The 21,173-nt window shown below is 66.4% G+C and carries 13 protein-coding genes; 8 read left to right on the top strand and 5 right to left on the bottom strand.

Annotation, left to right across the window (positions count from 1 at the left end; translation table 11 throughout):
- Positions 1-4: 4 nt before the first annotated feature.
- The 5 genes from BTN82_RS13600 (at position 5) to BTN82_RS13580 (ending at position 5,930) form a co-directional block, all read left to right on the top strand.
- On the top strand, positions 5-298 hold the full coding sequence (locus BTN82_RS13600) for a DUF2934 domain-containing protein (protein ID WP_075119629.1): 294 nt from the start codon (positions 5-7) through the stop codon (positions 296-298).
- A 118-nt stretch (positions 299-416) separates the two neighbouring features.
- Positions 417-2,579 carry a glycogen debranching protein GlgX gene (gene glgX / locus BTN82_RS13595; RefSeq protein WP_075119628.1) on the top strand — a complete coding sequence of 721 codons (2,163 nt, stop codon included), beginning with the start codon at positions 417-419 and terminating at the stop codon, positions 2,577-2,579.
- 295 nt (positions 2,580-2,874) lie between these two features.
- On the top strand, positions 2,875-3,630 hold the full coding sequence (locus tag BTN82_RS13590; protein WP_075119627.1) for a PIG-L deacetylase family protein: 756 nt from the start codon (positions 2,875-2,877) through the stop codon (positions 3,628-3,630).
- Positions 3,631-3,723: 93 nt separating this feature from the next.
- Entirely contained in the window at positions 3,724-4,524 is an 801-nt protein-coding gene (locus tag BTN82_RS13585; RefSeq protein WP_075119626.1) for an endonuclease/exonuclease/phosphatase family protein, read from the top strand.
- Positions 4,525-4,883: 359 nt separating this feature from the next.
- Entirely contained in the window at positions 4,884-5,930 is a 1,047-nt protein-coding gene (locus BTN82_RS13580) for an autotransporter outer membrane beta-barrel domain-containing protein (RefSeq protein WP_075119625.1), read from the top strand.
- A gap of 237 nt (positions 5,931-6,167) precedes the next feature.
- Here BTN82_RS13580 and glgB read toward each other — a convergent pair whose 3' ends face one another.
- The 3 genes from glgB to BTN82_RS13565 form a co-directional block, all read right to left on the bottom strand.
- Positions 6,168-8,396 (bottom strand): 1,4-alpha-glucan branching protein GlgB, encoded by a 2,229-nt coding sequence (gene glgB / locus BTN82_RS13575; RefSeq protein WP_075119624.1) that lies wholly within the window; start codon positions 8,394-8,396, stop codon positions 6,168-6,170.
- Complete coding sequence (gene treS, locus BTN82_RS13570) at positions 8,393-11,740, bottom strand: maltose alpha-D-glucosyltransferase (protein ID WP_075119623.1); 3,348 nt, start codon at positions 11,738-11,740, stop codon at positions 8,393-8,395. The genes glgB and treS overlap by 4 nt, the downstream gene beginning before the upstream one ends.
- 191 nt (positions 11,741-11,931) lie before the next feature.
- Positions 11,932-13,947 carry an alpha-1,4-glucan--maltose-1-phosphate maltosyltransferase gene (locus BTN82_RS13565; RefSeq protein ID WP_075119622.1) on the bottom strand — a complete coding sequence of 672 codons (2,016 nt, stop codon included), beginning with the start codon at positions 13,945-13,947 and terminating at the stop codon, positions 11,932-11,934.
- Positions 13,948-14,157: 210 nt separating this feature from the next.
- On the opposite strand from BTN82_RS13565, the gene BTN82_RS13560 reads away from it, so the two are divergent.
- From BTN82_RS13560 to mapR, 3 genes are all read left to right on the top strand, one after another.
- The gene (locus BTN82_RS13560) at positions 14,158-14,430 is read left to right on the top strand and encodes a hypothetical protein (RefSeq protein WP_075119621.1); all 273 of its coding nucleotides are present in this window, start codon (positions 14,158-14,160) and stop codon (positions 14,428-14,430) included.
- Between the two features lie 207 nt (positions 14,431-14,637).
- Positions 14,638-16,050: a cytochrome c oxidase accessory protein CcoG gene (gene ccoG, locus BTN82_RS13555; RefSeq protein ID WP_075119620.1), complete on the top strand. Its 1,413-nt coding sequence runs from the start codon at positions 14,638-14,640 to the stop codon at positions 16,048-16,050.
- A gap of 133 nt (positions 16,051-16,183) precedes the next feature.
- Complete coding sequence (mapR, locus tag BTN82_RS13550) at positions 16,184-17,593, top strand: GntR family transcriptional regulator MpaR (RefSeq protein ID WP_075119619.1); 1,410 nt, start codon at positions 16,184-16,186, stop codon at positions 17,591-17,593.
- Between the two features lie 270 nt (positions 17,594-17,863).
- Here the strand turns inward: mapR and BTN82_RS13545 are convergent, their stop codons facing one another.
- On the bottom strand, positions 17,864-18,610 hold the full coding sequence (locus BTN82_RS13545; RefSeq protein ID WP_075119618.1) for an SDR family oxidoreductase: 747 nt from the start codon (positions 18,608-18,610) through the stop codon (positions 17,864-17,866).
- Between the two features lie 212 nt (positions 18,611-18,822).
- Positions 18,823-20,901: a putative bifunctional diguanylate cyclase/phosphodiesterase gene (locus tag BTN82_RS13540; protein WP_075119617.1), complete on the bottom strand. Its 2,079-nt coding sequence runs from the start codon at positions 20,899-20,901 to the stop codon at positions 18,823-18,825.
- Positions 20,902-21,173: the final 272 nt, after the last annotated feature.

The raw sequence follows: 21,173 nt of genomic DNA, 5'->3' as shown, positions 1-21,173 counted from the left end.
TGCGATGAGTACCGACGACAAACGCATTCGTGAGTTCGCCTATCAAATCTGGGAATCGGAAGGCAAGCCCGAGGGCCAGGAACACCGCCATTGGGAAATGGCCCGCAAGCTGGCCGAAGCCGAGGCCCTGGCCCCGAGCAAACCGCCGCGGGCGACCCGGGCCAGCCCGCCCAAGCCTAAGCCGGCGGCCAAACCCAAGGTCGCCAAACCCGCCGCCGCGGCGCCCGTGGTGCCTCCCGGAGAAAAAGCCGGCGCCGCGAAAAAACCGCGGGCGCCGCGCAAGCCGCCTGCCAGCTGAGGCCCTCGTTCGACCAGGCGCGCGCCTGCGTCGCCGACCGACCGCCCATGGGTGTGGCGCGCGAGCGCCACAAGGTGCCCGTTCGCCCCTTTGATCCGCCGCCCAGGCAGGAGCCTTTATGACCACGCCCACCGCCGCCACGCCGAAGACCCCGCCCGCGACTGAAGCCACACGCATCCGCGAGGGCCTGCCCTTCCCGCTCGGAGCCACCTGGGACGGCCTGGGGGTCAACTTCGCGCTGTTCTCGGCCAACGCCACCAAGGTCGAGCTGTGCCTGTTCGACGCCACAGGCGACGTTGAGCTGGAACGCATCGAGCTACCGGAATACACCGACGAAATCTTCCACGGCTACCTGCCCGACGCCCACCCGGGGCTGATCTACGGCTACCGCGTGTACGGCCCTTACGACCCGGCCAACGGCCATCGCTTCAACCCCCACAAGCTGCTGATCGACCCCTACGCCAAGCAGTTGGTCGGCGAGCTGAAGTGGTCCGAGGCGCTGTTCGGCTACACCATCGGGCACCCCGACGCCGACCTGAGTTTCGACGAGCGCGACAGCGCGCCCTTCGTGCCCAAATGCAAGGTGATCGACCCGGCGCACACCTGGGGCCACGACCAGCGGGTCGGCGTGCCCTGGGACAAAACGATCATTTATGAGACTCACGTGCGCGGTTTCACCATGCGCCATCCGGCCGTGCCGGAGAGCGTGCGCGGCACCTTCGCCGGGCTGATGGTCGACGACGTGCTGGAGCATATCCGCGCGCTCGGGGTGTCGTCGGTGGAGCTGCTGCCGATCCACGCCTTCGTCAACGACCAGCACCTGCTGCACAAGGGCATGACCAATTACTGGGGCTACAACAGCATCGCCTTCTTCGCCCCCGACCCGCGCTACCTGGCCAGCGGCAAGATCGCCGAGTTCAAGGAAATGGTCGCGCACCTGCATGAGGCCGGGCTCGAAGTGCTGCTCGACGTGGTCTACAACCACACCGCCGAGGGCAACGAGCAGGGCCCGACCCTGTCCATGCGCGGCATCGACAACGCCTCCTACTACCGCCTGATGCCCGACGACAAACGCTTCTACATCAACGACTCGGGCACCGGCAACACCCTCGACCTGAGCCACCCATGCGTGTTGCAGATGGTCACCGACTCGCTGCGCTACTGGGCCACGGAAATGCACGTGGACGGTTTCCGCTTCGACCTGGCGACCATTCTCGGGCGTTACCACGACGGTTTCGACGAACGCCACAGCTTCCTGGTCGCCTGCCGCCAGGACCCGGTGCTGCGCCAGGTCAAGCTGATCGCCGAACCCTGGGACATTGGCCCCGGCGGTTATCAGGTGGGCGGCTTCCCGCCGGGCTGGATGGAATGGAACGACAAGTTCCGCGACACCGTGCGGGCCTTCTGGAAAGGCGACGACGGCCAGCTCGCCGACTTCGCCGCGCGCATGACCGCCTCCGGCGAGCTGTTCAACCAGCGCGGCCGCAGGCCCTGCACTTCGGTCAATTTCGTCACTGCCCACGACGGCTTCACCCTGCACGACCTGGTGTCGTACAACGACAAGCACAACGAGGCCAATGACGAGAACAACCAGGACGGCAGCAACAACAACCTGTCGTGGAACCACGGCGTCGAAGGCCCCACGGACGACCCGCAGATCAACGCCTTGCGCCTGCGCCAGATGCGCAATTTCTTCGCCACCCTGCTGCTGGCCCAGGGCACGCCGATGATCGTCGCCGGCGACGAGTTCGCCCGCACCCAGCACGGCAACAACAACGCCTATTGCCAGGACAGCGAGATCGGTTGGGTCAACTGGGACCTCGACGAGGACGGCAAAGCCCTGCTCGGGTTCGTCAAGCGCCTGGTCAAGCTGCGCATGGCCTACCCGATCCTGCGCCGCGGACGCTTCCTGGTGGGCAATTACAACGAGGACATCGGGGTCAAGGACGTCACCTGGCTCGCCCCCGACGCCAGCGAGATGAGCATCGAGCAATGGCAGGACAGCCACGGCCGCTGCCTGGGCATGCTGCTCGACGGCCGCGCCCAGGAAACCGGGATCCGCCGCCCCGGCGCCGACGCGACCCTGCTGCTGGTGGTCAACGCCCACCACGACATTGTCAATTTCAGCCTGCCGGCGGTGCCCGACGGCGGCTTCTGGACGTGCCTGCTCGACACCCACCAGCCCGCGGTCAAAGGCCAGGAACGCTTCGCGTTCGGCCACGGCTACTCGGTGACCGGCCGCTCGCTGCGGCTGTTCGAGTTGCAACCTGCGGACGACTGAACAGGCTGCCGGCCATCCGCCCGGGCGCCGAGTCTTGTGACAGACCGCACATCGGACATCTGTACGATGGTGCCCAGGGGCGATTCCCCGCTATCTTGAGCACTTGAGCGGCACCGTCAGAAAAAAACCGTTGGCCCCTGCGATGGCGACCAACGGCTGTGTATGATTGAACGCTCTTGCAAGACGGCAATCCAAGGTATGGAGCGCCGGCACCCGGACCGACACCGGGTGCGAAGCCAAGCGGGCCCGGTTCATCGCCGCGCGCCGACTGCCCCGGAACAAGGATGTGACACCCATGAGACCCATACCCCTGAGCGACACCTGGCCGGAGCAGATCTGGAACGGCTCCCGCCAGCTACCCGACGTACCGCCCATCAACATCGCCAGCCTGGTGCCCGCCGGCGCGCGCGCGGTGGTCATCGCCCCGCACCCCGGCGACGAAGTGCTGACCTGCGGCGGCTTGCTGCAGGTGCTGGCCCATCACGGCCACCCGCTGCAACTGATTTCCGTCACCGACGGCAGCGCCAGCCACCCCGGTTCCGACCTGTGGTCGGAGCGACGCCTGAGCGTGTTTCGCCCTCAGGAGAGCGTCGAGGCCCTGCGCCGCCTGGGTTTGCCCCTGCACAGCCTGAAGTGGATTCGCGGCGGGTTCGCCGACAATGCGCTGCAGGACCGCGAACACCAGCTGAGCCAGTTCATCGGCCGCTACCTGCGCCCCGACGACGTGGTGTTCAGCACCTGGCGCGAGGACGGCAACGACGATCACGACGCCGTCGGCCGCGCCAGCGCCAAGGCCGCGGCGCGGGTGGGCGTGGCGTTCCACGAGGTGCCGGTCTGGGCCTGGCACTGGCCAGCGCGCGACGAACACCAGTTGCCCTGGCACCGCGCGCGCAAATTGCGCCTCGACACCTGGACCGTGGCCCGCAAGCGCCACGCGGCACACGCCTATGCCAGCCAATTGCAGGGCGACCCGGGCATCGGCCTGGCCCCGACGCTGACGCCGATCGTGCTGGAGCGGCTGCGCCAGTCCTACGAGATCATTTTCATGTAACCCCGCCCCGGCGCGCGCCGCCGGGGAAAAACCCTGAACTGACCGACACAGCGTCAGTCGCCTGCATAACCGCCCTGATGACGAGGAGTGAGCGTGAGCACCGATTCAACCAGGCGCCCCGTCCCGCCGGCTCCGGCAGACGAGACCCCGGCGATCCGTCGCCTGCGCATCCTGACCGTCAACACCCACAAGGGTTTCACCGCCCTGAACCGCCGCTTCATCCTCCCGGAGCTGCGCGACGCGGTGCGCAGTACCCAGGCCGACCTGGTGTTTCTCCAGGAAGTGCTGGGCGAACACGACCGCCCCACCAACCGCTACAACAACGGGCCGCAGCCGTCGCAATACGAATTTCTCGCCGACAGCCTGTGGAGCGACTACGCCTACGGGCGCAACGCGGTCTACCCCGACGGCCACCACGGCAACGCCCTGCTGTCGAAATACCCGATCCGCCAGTACCGCACCCTCGATGTCTCGATCACCGGCCCGGAACGCCGCGGGCTGCTGCATTGCGTGCTGGACGTGCCAGGACATGCCGAAGTCCACGCCATCTGCGTGCACCTGAGCCTGCTGGAAAGCCACCGCCAGTTGCAGTTGGCGCTGTTGTGCCAGTTGCTGGAGTCGTTGCCGGCCCAGGCGCCGGTGATCATCGCCGGCGACTTCAACGACTGGCAGTTGCACGGCAACGCCACCCTCGCCCGGCGCGACGACCTGCACGAAGCCTTCGAGCGCCACCTGGGCCACCCGGCCAAGACCTACCCGGCCCGCTGGCCGTTGCTGCGCCTGGACCGCATCTACCTGCGCAACGCCAGCAGCCATGCGCCGCAGGTCCTCGGGCACAAGCCCTGGCCTCACCTCTCCGACCACCTGCCGCTGGCGGTGCAAGTGCATATCTGAACCCTGGCCGGACGCGGATTCGACAATTGGCCCGGGCCCCGGCGAGTCGGTAGCCGACTACCGAAAATGCGCGTTTCCGGCGATTTTCCGCATAAACAATCACTTAGATAATCGCGCTTTTTCAGACAGTTACACCGCCTGAATTAACCATGCCATTTGTCGGTCATTTTCTTGACGCAGGCGTGCGCGTCTCCTTAGCTAGAACGTACTACCCCCGGAAACACAGCCCGGGGCAAGCCTCGAAATACCTGCTGCACAGCGGGTCGCCGGGCCTTGCCTCAACGAACTCGGTCGCCCCTCATTCGGGGTAGGAGAGACGCCACAGCGAGATATGGCATGCGATTGCAAGGTAGACCTCCATGAAAACTTCACTCACCCCACAAGAGATCAAATTCATTCTGTGCACGGCTTCGGCCTCGCTGTTGCTGTGCTCTTCCATGGAGGTAAAAGCGGCCTCGGCCGACGACCAGGCCCAGCCCTGGTATCGCCAGGACCTGACCCTGAGTGGCTTTCCCGCGCCCGTGAGCGGCGCGCCCCTGGCCCCTTTCGCACGCAACAGCCTGGGCCTGGCCAGCGGCAGCCCGCAAGCCTGGGACCCGGTCCACGGGCCCGTGGCGCAGCCGATCGAAGTCGGCTACCTGGGTTCGCGTTTTGCCGGCGGCTTCAACGACCGGCCCGCAGGCCCGGTGCTCTACACCCTGGAAAGCAGCGGCGGGCAAACCCAGCGCATCGGCCTGTTGGGCGGCCAGAGCCAGTTCCAGGCCAATAGCCAGGGGATTCTCGGCGGCTTCAGCGACCCGCGCAACGACAGCTTCAACGTCCAGGGCCAAAGCCTCGGCGCGTTCTGGAGCCTGACCGGCGCCCAGGGCTGGCACGTCGACCTGTCGGCCAGCGGCGCCCGGGTCAGCGGCTTCAGCCGCACCGAGCAGGGCCAGCGCCAGGCCGCCGAGGGCAGCGCGGTGACCCTCTCGGTGCAAGGCGGGATTCCCATCGGCATCAGCGACAACTGGGTGGTCGAACCCCAGGCGCAATTGATCAACCAGCGCCTGAGCCTGGACAACCCGAACGCCGGCAGCGGCAACAGTTCCGCCGGCAACCTGAACTCGTGGAGCGGCCGGGTCGGCGCCCGCCTGCAAGGCAGTTACGAAGTCGCCGGGCGCTCGCTGGAGCCCTATCTGCGCACCAGCTTGTGGCACACGGTGTACAGCGGCGACGTCCTGACCCTGGACAAGGTCGACAAGATCAGCAGCAGCCGCAAATCCTCCACCGTCGAAGTCGGCCTGGGCCTGGTTGCCCGGCTCACCCCCACGGTCAGCCTGTACGTCAGCGCCGACTACAGCAGCGACGTCGACGACAACGACCTCAACGGACTGATCGGCAGCCTGGGGGTGCGGATGCGCTGGTAAAGCCCTCAAGACCCGCCCGGTTGCGGTAAGGCCCGCAGGGCCTTCAAAGGCTCAAGGGCGCGCCCCGTTCCGGGCCGTGCGCAGCCTGCGGCAGCGGCTACAGGGATTGGATTTTCAGCGACCGTTTGTGGTGTCTGGGCGGATGGCATCGCGAGCAAGCTCGCTCCTACAGGGGCCGGCGCAACCCTTGTAGGAGCGAGCTTGCTCGCGATCCGCTGCCGGCAGCGGCCAGCCGCATCAACCCTCGGGCTGCAGGATCAACACCGCCAACGGCGGCAGGTTCAACGCCAGCGACAGGGCCTGGCCATGGCTCGGCTGGTCTTCGGTGAACGCCCCGCCGCCGTTGCCGTAGTTGGAACCGGCGTAGGTGGCGGCGTCGCTGTTGATCAATTCGCTCCAGCGCCCGGCGAACGGCACGCCGACCCGGTAGGCCTGGCGCGGCACCGGGGTGAAGTTGGCCACCACCAGCAGCGGCTTGCCGTCCTTGCTCCAGCGCAGCCAGGCGTAGACGCTGTTGATCGCGTCGTCGCCGATCAGCCACTGGAACCCCTGGGGCACGTCGTCCTGGTCGTGCAGCGCCGGATGCTCGCGGTACAGCCGGTTGAGGTCGCCCACCAGCTTCTGCACGCCGCGGTGCTCGGGGTATTGCAGCAGGTACCAGTCCAGTTGCTGGTCGTGGTTCCACTCGCGCCACTGGCCGAACTCGCAGCCCATGAACAGCAGCTTCTTGCCCGGGTGCGCCCACATGAAACTCAGGTAGGCCCGCAGGTTGGCGAACTTCTGCCAGCGATCGCCGGGCATCTTGTCGATCAACGAATGCTTGCCGTGCACCACTTCGTCGTGGGAGATCGGCAGGATGAAGCGCTCGGACCAGGCGTAGACCAGGCCGAAGCTCAACTCGTTGTGGTGGTGGGCGCGGTACACCGGGTCCTGCTGGATGTAGTGCAGCGAGTCGTGCATCCAGCCCATGTTCCATTTGTAGGCAAAGCCCAGGCCGCCCTGCTGGGTGCCCTGGCTGACCCCGGGCCAGGCCGTGGACTCCTCAGCGATCACCAGCGCGCCCGGCGCCTCGAGCGCCACCACGTCGTTGAGGTGGCGCAAGAAATCGATGGCCTCGAGGTTCTCGCGCCCGCCATGGCGGTTGGGCACCCACTCCCCGGCATTGCGCGAATAGTCGCGATAGAGCATCGAGGCCACGGCATCCACCCGCAAGCCGTCGACATGGAAATGCTTGAGCCAGTGCAGCGCCGACGCCAGCATGAAACCGTGGACCTCGGTGCGCCCCAGGTTGTAGATCAGGGTGTCCCAGTCCTGGTGGAACCCTTCCAGCGGGTTGCCGTATTCATACAGGGCCGTACCGTCGAACTGCGCCAGGCCGTGGGCGTCGGTGGGAAAATGCGCCGGCACCCAGTCGAGAATCACGCCGATGCCCGCCCGGTGGCAGGCGTTGACGAAGGCCGCGAAGTCGTCGGCGCTGCCGTAACGGGCGCTCGGGGCGAATTGCGACAGCGGCTGGTAGCCCCAGGAACCGCCGAAGGGGTGCTCCATGATCGGCATCAGCTCGATATGGCTGAAGCCCAGCTCTTGCACATAGGGAATCAGCCGTTCGGCCAGCTCGTGCCAGTCGTACTGGCGCGCCACGTCGCCCAGGTCGTCCACCTCGCACTGCCAGGAGCCGGCGTGCAGCTCGTAGATGGCCAGCGGCGCATCCACCCGCTGGCGCTCGCCGCGGGCCTGCATCCACTCCTGGTCCTGCCAGTCGATGGCCAGCGGCGCGGCGACTTTCGAGGCGGTGTCCGGCGGCAACTGGGTGGCCAGCGCCATCGGGTCGGCCTTCAGCGGCAGGATGCCATGGGCGCCGAGGATTTCGTATTTATAGGCTTCGCCCGGACCCAGGCGCGGAATGAACAGCTCCCAGACTCCGGTCGGATGGCGCAGGCGCATCGGGTGCCGGCGCCCGTCCCAGACGTTGAAGTCGCCGACCACCGAGACCCGTCGCGCGTTCGGCGCCCAGACCGCGAAACGCACCCCGGCGACGCCGTCCACCCTGTGCAACTGCGCGCCGAGGCAGGCGCCGAGGTCGCGATGGTTGCCCTCGGCGAACAGGTACAAATCCATCTCCCCCAGCAACGGGCCGAAACTATAGGGGTCTTCGCCGATCTGCTCGCCGCCGGCCCATTGCGTGCGCAACAGATAGGCCTGGGCCGGGGCGAAGTGCCCGACGAACAACCCCGGCACCTCGGTGCCGTTCAGGCTGCCCAGCACCTCCCCGCTGTCGCGGGCCAGCACCTGCACACTCAAGGCGCCCGGCAGGAAGGCGCGGACGAACTGGCCGCCGGCACCGTCGCCATGGGGGCCGAGCACGGCAAAGGGGTCCTGGTGTTCGGCGCGCAGCAGCGCCTCGATTTCCTTGGCGGCGGGCATGGCCTGCCGGACTTCACCCTGTTCCTTGTTCGAGAAACTCATGACTGCTCTCCACCACCGCGTGTATCGGAAAAGGGTTCAACGCCACTCAACAACCCGTGCAAGCCCCGCAACGGCACCGCTAGCCAGGCCGGACGATTTTGCGCCTCATACGCCACTTCATAGGCGGCCTTCTCCAGGCTGAACAAGGCCAGGGCCGCGTCCTCGCCGGCCGGGTCCTGCCAGGCATGAGCAAGACTAGCCGTCGCCAGCCGATACGCCTGCACAAACGCCTCGCGGGCGTCCCCCAGATACCGCTCGGCGACTCGTTGCCGGGCGGCCAGGGCCTGGGCCGAGCCATCGACGTTCGGCCCGCTGACCGCCAGCGCCGCCGCATAGTCGAAGGAACGCAGCACGCCGCTGACATCCTTGTACGGGCTGTGCTTGCCCCGCCGCTCGGACAACGGCCGCGCCGGCTCGCCCTCGAAGTCGATGAGGTAGGCATCGCCCTTGATCACCAGCACCTGGCCCAGGTGCAGGTCGCCGTGCACGCGCATGCGCAGGCCGCCGACCGCGCGCTTGGCCAGCGCCTGGACATGCGCCAGGATCGCCTTCTTGTGCTGGCTCCATGCCGCCACGCGCTGCTGCTCCTCGGCCGTCAGTTGGGCCCGATGTTCGTTGAGCAAGTGCAAGGCCCGTTCCAGTTGCGCGCCGATCTGTCTGGCCCAGGCCTGGGCATCCCTGGCGGTGCTTGGCTGCGCGCGGAAGTCCGGATTGGCGGTGGGCGCGGCGAGGATCTCGTGCATCTCCCCCAGGCGCTGGCCGAGCAGGCCGGCGAAGTCGCGCAGCTCGCCCAGGGCATTGTAGTGCTGGTCCTGTTCGGACATGGCATCGGCCAGTTCGTCGCGGATCGCCCGCTCCAGATTGTTCTGGGTCCACTCCCAGGCATCGCCCTGGTTGCTCAGGTAGCCCTGGGCGATCAGCAGCAGGTTGTCCTCGCCCTGCCCGTCGCGGCGCACCACCGAACCGAGCAACGGCGATATGTACTGGAAACCGGCGGCGGTCAGGTAGGCGCCCATTTCCAGTTCCGGGTGCACCCCGCTGGCCACCTTGCGGATCAGCTTGAGCACCAGGCTGGTGCCGATCACCACCGAACTATTTGATTGTTCCGCGGACAGGTAACGCACTTCGGCGTCGCTGCCCAGCCCCAGCGCCGCCAGCTGTTCGCTGCCCTCAAAACGGATCTCGCCGTCGGCGCAAGGCAGCCGGGTCTGCGCCAGGAGCGCCTGCAGCACGTTGCGCACGAAGCTTTCCAGGGCAAAGGCATCGGTGATCAACCCGACTTGACGGCCGCGGCGGACCCGGGCCAGGGCCAGTTGCTGGGGCAAGGCGGCGCCGATCTGCTCTTCGCCGAGCAGGCCGAACGGCAGCTGGTAACGCCCGCTCCGGCCGCCGCCGGTGACCTCCAGCTCGCTGAGCAGCACCGGGTGCTGCGGGTCGCCGAAACGCACGCCGTAGGCGATCTGCACCTGCTCGATGGCGCTGTCCTTGCCGGCGAACCAACGGCGCTTGGGCAGCCAGGTCGGCAGCGCGCTCTGCTCCAATGTGGTGCGCGACGGTGCATCGAGCAATTCTTCGAGGCGCTTTTTCAGCACCAGGGTGGTGAAGTCCGGCAGGCTCTGGGCCGGCTCCACGTGCCAGCTCGGCATCTGGTTTTCCGCCGCCAGGACGAACCAGTAGAAACCGTAGGGCGCCAGGGTCAGGAGGAAATGCAACTGGCCGATCGGCGGGAAGGCGTTGCCGCCGAGCATCTCCACCGGGACCATGCCGGCGAACGCCGAGAGGTCCAGCTCCGCCGCCTGGGCACTGCGCGAGACGTTGGCCACGCAGAGGATGATTTCGTGCTTGCCGTCCGCCCCGGTGTATTCGCGGGTGTAGGCCAGGATCCGCCGGTTGCTCGGCGCCAGCATCTTCAGGCTGCCGCGGCCGAAGGCCTTGGACTGCTTGCGGATCGCCAGCATGCGTCGGGTCCAGTTGAGCAACGAATGGGGATCGCCGGACTGGGTCTCGACGTTCACCGACTGATAGCCGTACAGCGGGTCCATGATCGGCGGCAAGACCAGGCTCGCCGGGTCGGCCCGGGAGAAACCGCCGTTGCGGTCGATGGACCACTGCATCGGCGTGCGCACACCGTCGCGGTCGCCCAGGTAGATGTTGTCGCCCATGCCGATCTCGTCGCCGTAATACAGGGTCGGCGTGCCGGGCATCGACAGCAGCAGGCTGTTGAGCAGCTCGACACGGCGGCGGTCGCGCTCCATCAGCGGCGCCAGGCGCCGGCGGATCCCCAGGTTGATCCGCGCGCGGCGGTCGGCGGCGTAGTAGTTCCACAGGTAGTCGCGCTCGCGGTCGGTGACCATCTCCAGGGTCAGCTCGTCGTGGTTGCGCAGGAAGATCGCCCACTGGCAATTGGCGGGGATCTCCGGGGTCTGGCGCAAAATGTCGGTGATCGGGAAGCGGTCTTCCTGGGCCAGGGCCATGTACATGCGCGGCATCAGCGGGAAGTGGAAGGCCATGTGGCATTCGTCGCCGTCGTCGCCCTTCACATCGCCAAAATAGAGTTGCGTGTCTTCCGGCCATTGGTTGGCCTCGGCCAGCAGCATGCGGTCCGGGTAGTGGGCGTCGATCTCGGCGCGGATGCGCTTGAGCACGTCGTGGGTCTCGGGCAGGTTCTCGTTATTCGTGCCGTCGCGCTCGATCAGGTAGGGAATGGCGTCCAGGCGCAGGCCGTCGATGCCCATGTCCAGCCAGTAGCGCATCACCGACAGCACCGCCTCCAGCACCTGCGGGTTGTCGAAGTTGAGGTCCGGCTGGTGGGAATAGAAGCGGTGCCAGAAGTACTGGCCGGCCACCGGGTCCCAGGTCCAGTTGGACTTCTCGGTGTCGAGAAAGATGATCCGCGTGCCGGGGTATTTCTGGTCGTCGTCGGACCACACATAGAAGTCCCGCGCCTTGGAGCCAGCCTTGGCCTTGCGCGCCCGCTGGAACCAGGGGTGCTGGTCCGAGGTGTGGTTGATGACCAGCTCGGTGATCACCCGCAGCCCCCGCTTGTGGGCCTCGGCGATAAACCGGCGGGCATCGGCCAGGGTCCCGTAGTCGGGGCTGACGCCGCGGTATTCGGCGATGTCGTAACCGTCGTCGCGGCGCGGAGAGGGATAGAACGGCAGCAGCCAGAGGGTGTTCACCCCCAGTTCGGCGATGTAGTCGAGCTTGGCTATCAGCCCGGGAAAATCGCCGATCCCGTCGTTGTTGGAGTCGAAATAGGATTTGACGTGAACCTGGTAGATCACCGCGTCCTTGTACCAGAGCGGGTCCTTGATAAAGGTCGCCGAGCGGGTTTTCTTCGCCATTGCATGCTCCTGAAAAATTCAATGGTTCGCGCCCCTGTAGCCGCTGCCGAGCCCGCGAGGCTGCGACAAGGCCCGCAGGGCCTTCAAGGGCCTCAAGAGCACGTCCCGTTCCGGGCCGATCGCAGCCTGCGGCAGCGGCTACATCGATCACGCTCCACCTGCCGCCGCTGTCGAGACGGCGAAGGATCGAATCAGATAACGCTGAGGCGCCAGATACCGAACGGCTGCCGCCAGGGTTCGATCCGCATGAACTGGACCTTGCCGTACCAGGTCCAGCGATGGCCGTTCATCAAGTCCTCGCCCTGGGTCTGGGCGTCGTCGGGCAGGCCCAGCTCCCACAGCGGCAGCTCGAAATGCGCTTCCTGGGCGTTGAACGGGTCGAGGCTGACCGCCACCAGGATGAAGTTGCCGCGGTCGGCGGTGCGCTTGCCGAAATACAGGATGTTGTCGTTCCACGCGTTGTACAGCTGCAGGCCCAGGTGTGTGTGCAGCGCCGGGTTCTGCCGGCGGATGCGGTTGAGCTGGGCGATCTCGGCGATGATGTTGCCGGGGGCCTCGAAGTCCCGCGGGCGCAGCTGGTATTTCTCCGAATCCAGGTACTCCTCCTTGCCCGGGATCGGCGCCGCCTCGCACAGCTCGAACCCCGAATACATGCCCCACAGGCCCGAGCCCATGGTCGCCAGGGCGGCGCGGATGAGAAACCCCGGGCGGCCCGACTCGTGCAGGAAGAACGGGTTGATATCCGGCGTATTGACGAAGAAGTTCGGCCGGAAGCACTCGCGCCACGGCGACTGGTTCAGCTCGGTGAGGTAGCTCGCCAGCTCGCTCTTGGTGTTGCGCCAGGTGAAGTAGGTGTAGCTCTGGGAGTAACCGACCTTGCCCAGGCGCGCCATCATCGCCGGCGTGGTGAAGGCTTCGGCGAGGAAGATCGTCTCCGGGTACTGCGCGCGCACATCGGCGATCAGCCATTGCCAGAACGGCAGCGGCTTGGTGTGGGGGTTGTCGACGCGAAAGATCTTCACCCCCTCCTCGACCCAGCCGACCACGATGTCGCGCAGCTCCAGCCACAGGCCGGGGATGGCGTCCGCGGCATAGAAGTCGACGTTGACGATGTCCTGGTATTTCTTCGGCGGGTTCTCGGCGTATTTGATGCTGCCGTCCGGGCGCCAGTTGAACCAGCCCGGATGCTGCGTGAGCCAGGGGTGGTCCTGGGAACACTGGATGGCGAAATCCAGGGCGATCTCCAGGCCATGTTCGGCCGCCGCCGCCACCAGGCGCCGGAAGTCGTCGCGGCTGCCGAGCTGCGGGTGGATCGCCTCGTGGCCGCCCTCCTCGCTGCCGATCGCGTACGGGCTGCCTGGCTCGTCGGGACCGGCGGTCAGGGAATTGTTGCGGCCCTTGCGAAAGCGCCGGCCAATGGGGTGGATCGGCGGAAAATAGAGCACGTCGAAGCCCATGTCGCGGATCGTCGCCAGGCGCGAATGGACAGCGTCGAAGGTGCCGTGGCGGGCGGGATCGTCGGTGATCGAGCGGGGAAACAGCTCATACCAGCTGGCGAACTGCGCGCGTTCGCGCTCCACGTCCAGCGGGTATTCCGGGCTCAGGCTCAGGTAGGGACGGTGGTCGGCCTCGGCCATCAGCCGCGCGCTGCGCGGATCGAGGAACAAGGCCACCTGCTCGGTTTCCAACAGCGTCGCCAGCTCCTGGTGCAGCGCCAGCAGTTGCTCGCGCAGCGGCCCGTCGCTGCGCTCGGCGGCCTGTTGCACCTGGTTGCGGCCCTCCTGCAATTCGAGGCTGACCGCCACGCCGGCCTGGTGCTTCTTGCGCAGCTCGTAGCAGAAGCTGGCGAACTGATCGACCCAGGCTTCGATGCAATACCGGTAGCGGCCCTGGCCGGCGACGCTGAAATGGCCGCCCCAGCCGTCGTTGCCCAGGTCCTCCATGGTTGCCCTGTGCCAGCGGCTGTCGGCATCGGCGTCGGCGCGCCAACGGATGCGTACCGCCAGCACGTCGTGGCCGTCGGCGAACACCTTGCTGCTGACCCGCACCACTTGCCCCGCCACCGCCTTGACCGCGAAACGCCCGCCGTCGATCTGCGGCCGGGTGTTTTCGATGGCGATCCGTGGCAACAGCAAGGCCTGCGACAGCGGCATGTGCGCATGCATGTGCGGATGGTCGTGCAGTTCGGTCGGTTTTTCGGCAGTCATCGAGCCTCACCCCTTTACGCCCCATGGACGCTCTGTAGCTGGTCTGTCGCAGCGCCGCGCCGGTGCTTGCGGATCGACACGACACTTAGGTTCCGAGACGCCGACGCCGGGAAAGTTCAGGCGGATTTGCCTGGCCTCGCGCAGGGGAATCAAATCGCCGCGTCGACGGTCCACTCAGGGACAAAGCCAAGCACAAAGGAGGCCATAACGATGAATATTCCGATCCCGGCGCAAACCCCCGATCCGAACATCGACCACCCGACCTTGCCGCCGCCCGAGCCCCAACCCCAACCCCAACCCCAGCCGGTGCCCGAACAGGAACCGCCGGAAAGCGCTCCGCCGCCCAGGGTCGATCCGCCCGGCGACCCGGCGCCAGTGGTGGCCGCCCGGCATCACCGCGGCAGAAGCCGAGGCATCGACCGTAGCAGGCGCTGCCGACGGCCGACGTCACCTGGGCCCACCCTCAGTGATTCGGTGATTTGACTGATCTGCGTCACGGCGCCCCGCACACGCCTGTGCCAGAGGCTCCCGCCGCCTGCTGACGGGGGTTCGGCCGGGTATGGCAAGTTGTCGCAGGGCGCCGCCAACTACACATCTGATCTGCTTTTTATTGCAATACCTGAGTCTGTTATGCAAACAGATCGCTGGGCATAGTTCATCGGCCTGATGGAGGCTGATGAGCGAACGACCATGAGCGAAAGAATCCCCGTCCGATTAGTAGAAACATTCGAGCCTGCGCGCCCAAAGACGAAGGCCAAATCCAGCGACAACCTGATCCACACCCGCAGCTTCACCGGCTTGTTCCGCACCTTGCGCATGAGCGGCGCGGGTTTCCTGTTCCTGCTGTTCTTCGGCACCGTGTGGTTGAACTGGGGCGGCCGCCAGGCGGTGCTCTGGGACCTGGCGGAAAGTAAATTCCATATCTTCGGCGCGACCTTCTGGCCGCAGGATTTCATCCTGCTCTCGGGCCTGCTGATCATCTGCGCCTTCGGCCTGTTCGCCATCACCGTGTTCGCCGGCCGCGTCTGGTGCGGCTACACCTGCCCGCAAAGTTCCTGGACCTGGCTGTTCATGTGGTGCGAGAAGCTCACCGAGGGCGAGCGCAACCAGCGCATCAAGCTCCAAGCTGCGCCCTGGAGCTTGAACAAGCTGATCCGCCGCTCGGCCAAGCACACCCTGTGGCTGGCCATCAGCCTGCTCACCGGGCTGACCTTCGTCGGCTACTTCACCCCGATCCGGCCGCTGGCCGAAGAGCTGCTGACCCTGCAACTGGGCGGCGTGAGCCTGTTCTGGGTGCTGTTCTTCGCCGGCGCCACCTACCTCAACGCCGGCTGGCTGCGCGAGGCGGTGTGCATGCACATGTGCCCGTATGCGCGGTTCCAGAGCGTGATGTTCGACAAGGACACCCTGACCATCTCCTACGACCCGGCCCGCGGCGAAATCCGCGGCCCGCGCAAACGCGGCGTGAAACCCACCGACATCGGCCTCGGCGACTGCATCGACTGCCAGCTGTGCGTGCAGGTCTGCCCGACCGGCATCGACATCCGCGACGGCCTGCAGATGGAATGCATCGGTTGCGCCGCGTGCATCGACGCCTGCGATTCGATCATGGACAAGATGGGCTATGCCCGCGGCCTGATCAGCTATACCTCCGAGCACCAGTTGCAGGGCGGCAAGACCCACCTGCTGCGCCCGCGCCTGGTGGGCTACAGCGCCGTGCTGCTGGTGATGATCGGCGCCCTGGCCCTGGCGCTGGTGGAGCGGCCGATGGTCTCGCTGGACGTCAGCAAGGACCGCGGCCTGTTCCGCGAGAACGCCCTGGGCCAGATCGAGAACATCTACAGCCTGAAGATCATCAACAAGACCCAGCAGCGCCAGGATTACCGCCTGCAACTGGTGGACGGCGACGGCTTCCAGTTGCAAGGCAAGGACCAGATCAGCCTGGCCCCGGGGGAAATCGTCGACCTGCCGGTGTCGGTGGCGATGCTCGCCGACAAGCCGCAAAGCAGTTCCCAGGAGCTGTCGTTCAAGGTGATCGACAGCGACGAGCCCGGGGTCTACAGCGTGGCCAAGAGCCGTTTCGTTGCCCCGTTGAACCGTTGATCCCTTAGACTGGGCGCCGCTTCGCGGCCGATCGCGAGCAAGCTCGCTCCTACAGGTCCGCACCTGTCCTTGTAGGAGCGAGCTTGCTCGCGATAAAACGCCCAGACACCGCAAAATCCAGACCGAGTCGCCCATGAAACGCTACGAAAAATTCGCCGACGACATCGCAGAACTGATCCGCTCCGGGGTGCTCGGCCCTGGCCAGCGCGTGCCGTCGGTGCGTTACGCCAGCCAGACCTACGGGGTCAGCCCGTCCACGGTGTTCCAGGCCTATTACCTGCTGGAACGCCGCGGCCTGATCCGCGCCCGGCCGCGTTCCGGCTACTTCGTCAACACCCATGCGCCGAGCCCGTTCTCGGAGCCGGTGATCAGCAGCCAGGTCAACGAGTCCACCGAAGTCGACGTCAGCGAACTGGTGTTCTCGGTGCTGGACTCGATCAAGGACCCGACCACCGTGCCCTTCGGCTCGGCCTTCCCCAGCCCGACCCTGTTCCCCCTGCAACGCCTGTCGCGCTCCCTGGCCAGCGCCAGCCGCGAGATGGACCCGCGCGTGGTGGTCACCGACATGTCGCCGGGCAACCCGCAACTGCGCCGGCAGATCGCCCTGCGCTACATGGTCGGCGGGCTGATGCTGCCCATGGAAGAACTGCTGATCACCAACGGCGCCCTGGAAGCGCTGAACCTGTGCCTGCAAGCGGTGACCGAACCGGGCGACCTGGTGGCCATCGAGGCACCGGCCTTCTACGCCAGCCTGCAAGTGCTGGAGCGGCTGAAACTCAAGGCGGTGGAAATCCCCGTGCACCCGCGGGACGGCATCGACCTCGGGGTGCTGGCGCAGACCCTGGAGCGGCATCCGATCAAGGCTTGCTGGTGCATGACCAGCTTCCAGAATCCCATGGGCGCGACCATGCCCGAGGCGAAGAAGCAGGAACTGGTGGAACTGCTGCGCACGCACCAGGTGCCGTTGATCGAGGACGACGTCTACGCCGAGCTGTACTACGGCCAGCAGGCGCCGAAACCGGCCAAGGCTTTCGACACCGAGGGCCTGGTGATGCACTGCGGCTCGTTCGCCAAGAGCCTGGCGCCGGGCTACCGCATCGGCTGGGTGGCTGCCGGGCGCTACGCGCAGAAAATCGAGCGGCTGAAACTGATGACCTCGCTGTGCGCCTCGATGCCGGCCCAGGCCGCCATCGCCGACTACCTGCAACACGGCGGCTACGACCGCCACCTGCGCAAGCTGCGCTACGCCCTGGAAGAACAGCAGAGCGCCATGCTCGCGGCCATCGCCCGTTACTTCCCGGCGCAGACCCGGGTCAGCCAGCCGGCCGGCGGCTACTTCCTGTGGCTGGAACTGCCGGCGCAGATGGACTCGTTGAAACTGTTCCAGATGGCCCTGGCCCAGGGCATCAGCATCGCCCCGGGGCCGATCTTCTCGCCGACCCAGCGCTTTCGTAACTGCATCCGCCTGAACTACGGCAGCCCGTGGAGCGAAGCAGCGGAAAAGGCCATGGAGACGTTAGGGCGGATCGTGCGCTCGTTCTAACGCCACACGCCCCGTCGCCGCTGCCACAGGCTGCGATCGGCCGCGCAGCGGTCGCAAGATCGGCTGACGCGGTTATCCAGACAGATCGTGGACTCAGGGTTGGCGGCCGCTGCGCGCCCGGACGCAGCCTCGCAGGCTCGACAGCGGCTACAGAAACCGCGCACGCCACGATCAATGTAGCCGCTGCCGCAGGCTGCGATCGGCCGCGCAGCGGTCGCAAGATCGGCTGATGCGGTTATCCAGACAGATCGCGGACTCAGGGTTGGCGGCCTAGCGCCCGCCGCCCAGATCGATAAAGGTCCCGGTGGAATACGAGGCCTTGTCCGACAGCAGCCAGATAATCGCCTCCGCCACTTCGTCCGGGCGGCCGCCGCGGCCCATGGGGATCGCGGATTCGAGCTTGCTGACGCGGTCGGCGTCGCCGCTCAGGGCGTGGAAATCGGTGTAGATATAGCCCGGGCGCACGCCATTGACGCGGATGCCTTCGCCGGCGACTTCCTTGGACAGGCCGATAGTGAAGGTGTCCAGCGCGCCCTTGGAGGCGGCGTAATCGACGTACTCGCCGGGCGAACCCAGGCGCGCCGCGACCGACGACACGTTGACGATGCTGCCGCCCTGCCCGCCGTGCCTGGGCGACATGCGCAGCACCGCGTGCTTGGCGCAGAGGATCGGCCCGAGCACGTTGGTCTTGATGATTTTCAGGATGCGGAATTCGGACATTTCGTCGAGCCGCGACTTCTGCGCGACGGTCCCGGCGTTGTTGACCAGCGCGGTGACCCGCCCCAGTTCGGCATCGACCCGCTGGAACAGGCCGATCACTTCGTCCTCGATGCTCACATCGGCGCGCACCGCAATCGCCTGGGCGCCCAGCTCGCGCACCTGCTCCAGCACCTTGAAGGCCGCCTGCTCGTCGGCCTGGTAGTTGATGCAGATCCGGTAGCCCTGTTGCGCGGCCAGCAGCGCGGTGGCCGCGCCGATACCGCGCCCGCCACCGGTGATGAGGATGACTTTTTCCATGCTGCCGACTCCCTCGCTGATCGTTGAACGCGAGCCATTAAACACCCTGCGGCCAGCGTTGCAAACCTCCACCGGCGGGGCATCCGCCCCGTGGCTGCTCGCCGGTCGCGAAGCATCCGCCAGGCCAATTACCGCGTTTGTTCAGGCAGATCGCGCGTTCAGGTTTTGCGGTCGCGACACGACCGAGCGCAGCCTCGCAGGCTCGGCCGCGACTACAGGGGCTGGCGTTCGGCCTGGTGGATGCTTTGCATGAAACGCGTGGCCGGCAACGGGTGGCCGAGGAAATAGCCTTGCAGCGAGTCGCAGCCCAGCTGGGTCAGGAAGCTCTGCTGCACGTCGGTTTCCACACCCTCGGCGACGATGCGCAGGCCCAGGGCCTGGCCCAGGGCGACGATGGCCGAGACGATCGCCGCGTCGTCGCTGTCGTGCTCCAGGTCGCGGACGAAACCGCGGTCGATCTTCAGTTCGTTGGCCGGCAGGCGCTTGAGGTACATCAGGCTCGAATAGCCGGTGCCGAAATCGTCGATGGACAGGTCCACGCCCATGTCCGCCAGTTGCCTGAGCACGGTCATGCTCGCGTCGGCGTCGCTCATGGCCGTGGTCTCGGTGATCTCCAGGGTCAGGCTGTTGGCCGGCAAGCGATGCTGGGCCAGCGCCTTGGCCACGCTGTCGACCAGCCCGGCATGACAGAACTGCAACGCGGAGATGTTCACCGCGATCCGCCAGCCCTGGTAACCCTCGCTGTACCACTCGCGCATCTGCCGGCATGCCTCGTTGAGCACCCATTCGCCGATGGGAATGATCAGCCCGGTCTTTTCCGCCAGCTCGATGAACTTGTCCGGCAACAGCAGCCCCAGCTGCGGGTGGTCCCAGCGCAGCAAGGCTTCGGCCCCCACCGGCATGCCGTTGGCGGCGTCGAACTTGGGTTGGTAATACAGCTTGAACTGGCCGTGTTCGACGGCGTTGCGCAGATCCTGCAACAGTTGCAGCTGGCGGCGCGCGTCGCTGTTCATCGAGGCGTCGAAGAAGCTGTAGCCGTTCTTGCCGGTGCCCTTGGCGTGGTACATCGCCGCGTCGGCGTTCATCAAGAGTTCCTGGGGCGTCAGGCCGTTGCCCGGGTAGACCGCGATGCCGACGCTGGCGGAGATCTGCAAGGCGTGCTCGGCGACCCGGAACGACTGCGCGATCAGGCCGACCTGGCGCGCGGCCAGGCGCAAGGCGTCGTCCGGCTCGCTCAGTTGCACCAGCAGCACGAACTCGTCGCCGCCGATCCGCGCCAGGGTGTCCTGGCTGCGCAGGTCTTCGCGCAGGCGCACCGCCACTTCGCGCAGCAACTGGTCGCCCATGTGATGGCCGAAGGCGTCGTTGACCGGCTTGAAGCCGTCCAGGTCGATGAACATCAGCGCGAAACAGCCGCCCTGCTCGGTGACCCGCTGCATCGCCTGGTCGATCCGGTCGGCCAGCAGCGTGCGGTTCGGCAGTCCGGTCAGGGTGTCGTGCAGCGCCAGTTGGGTCAGCTCGCGGTTGGCCACGGTCAGCGATTCGGCGAGCACCGCGGTGCGCGCTTCCAGCCGCGCGTCGAGCACCGAGGTCAGCAAGGCGATGACCAGCACTGCCAAGGTGGTGATCAACACCAGGTTGTCCAGGCCCTTGCCGCTCAGCCCATCCACCGCCGCGCCGCAGAAACTGCCGTCGGCGAAACGCGCCGCGGCCATGCCGGTGTAGTGCATGCCGACAATGGCGATGCCCATCACCACCGCCGCTCCGCAGCGGGCCAAACGGACATAGGGGGTGTTGTGACGCAGGCGGAAGGCGATCCACAGCGCCGCGGCCGAAGCGCCGACGGCAATCAGCAGCGAGGCGCCGAACAGGCTCGGGTCATAGTCGATACCCGGCTGCATGCGCATCGCCGCCATGCCGGTGTAATGCATGGCGCTGATCCCGGAGCCCATGATCAGCGCGCCGAACCCCAGTTGCCAGGCCGGCAGGCTCGGCTGACTCACCAGCCACAGGGCGAAACCGCAGGACAGCACGGAGATCAGCAGCGACAAGGCGGTAATGCCGACGTCGTAGCCCAGGTCGATCGGCAGGCGGAAGGCGAGCATGCCGATAAAGTGCATCGACCACACGCCGATGCCCATGGCCAGGGCGCCGCCGACCATCCACCACATCGCCGCACGGCCCTGGGCGGTGGCGATGCGGCCGGTCATGTCGAGCGCGGTATAGGAGGCGAGAATCGCCACAAACAGGGAAATCAGAACCAGTGCGGAAGAATAGGTACCGATGAGCATGGACGTCTCGTGGCCGTGAGCCGGAAGCTTCCATACCCGGCGGTAAAAATTCGCAATTGTACTGATTGCGCGTAGGAACGCACTCACAAAGTAAGCAAAAAGCCATCAGTCGGACAGAAAGTACCCGGTCGACAAAACAAATCCGTTACAAACGCACCTTTCCTGATCGCCATCGCCTGGGCTGGCGCTCGCTGCGCAACCGGACGCAGCCTCGCTGTCGCTCGGCAGCGGCTACAGGTTCGTGGGCGCCGCGGGCGATGTAGCCGCTGGCG

Origin of the sequence: Pseudomonas chlororaphis, assembly GCF_001921865.1 — a bacterium.
Lineage (GTDB): Bacteria > Pseudomonadota > Gammaproteobacteria > Pseudomonadales > Pseudomonadaceae > Aquipseudomonas > Aquipseudomonas chlororaphis_D.
Note: the sequence above shows the minus strand (reverse complement) of the source record. Positions and strands in the feature narration are given on the sequence as shown.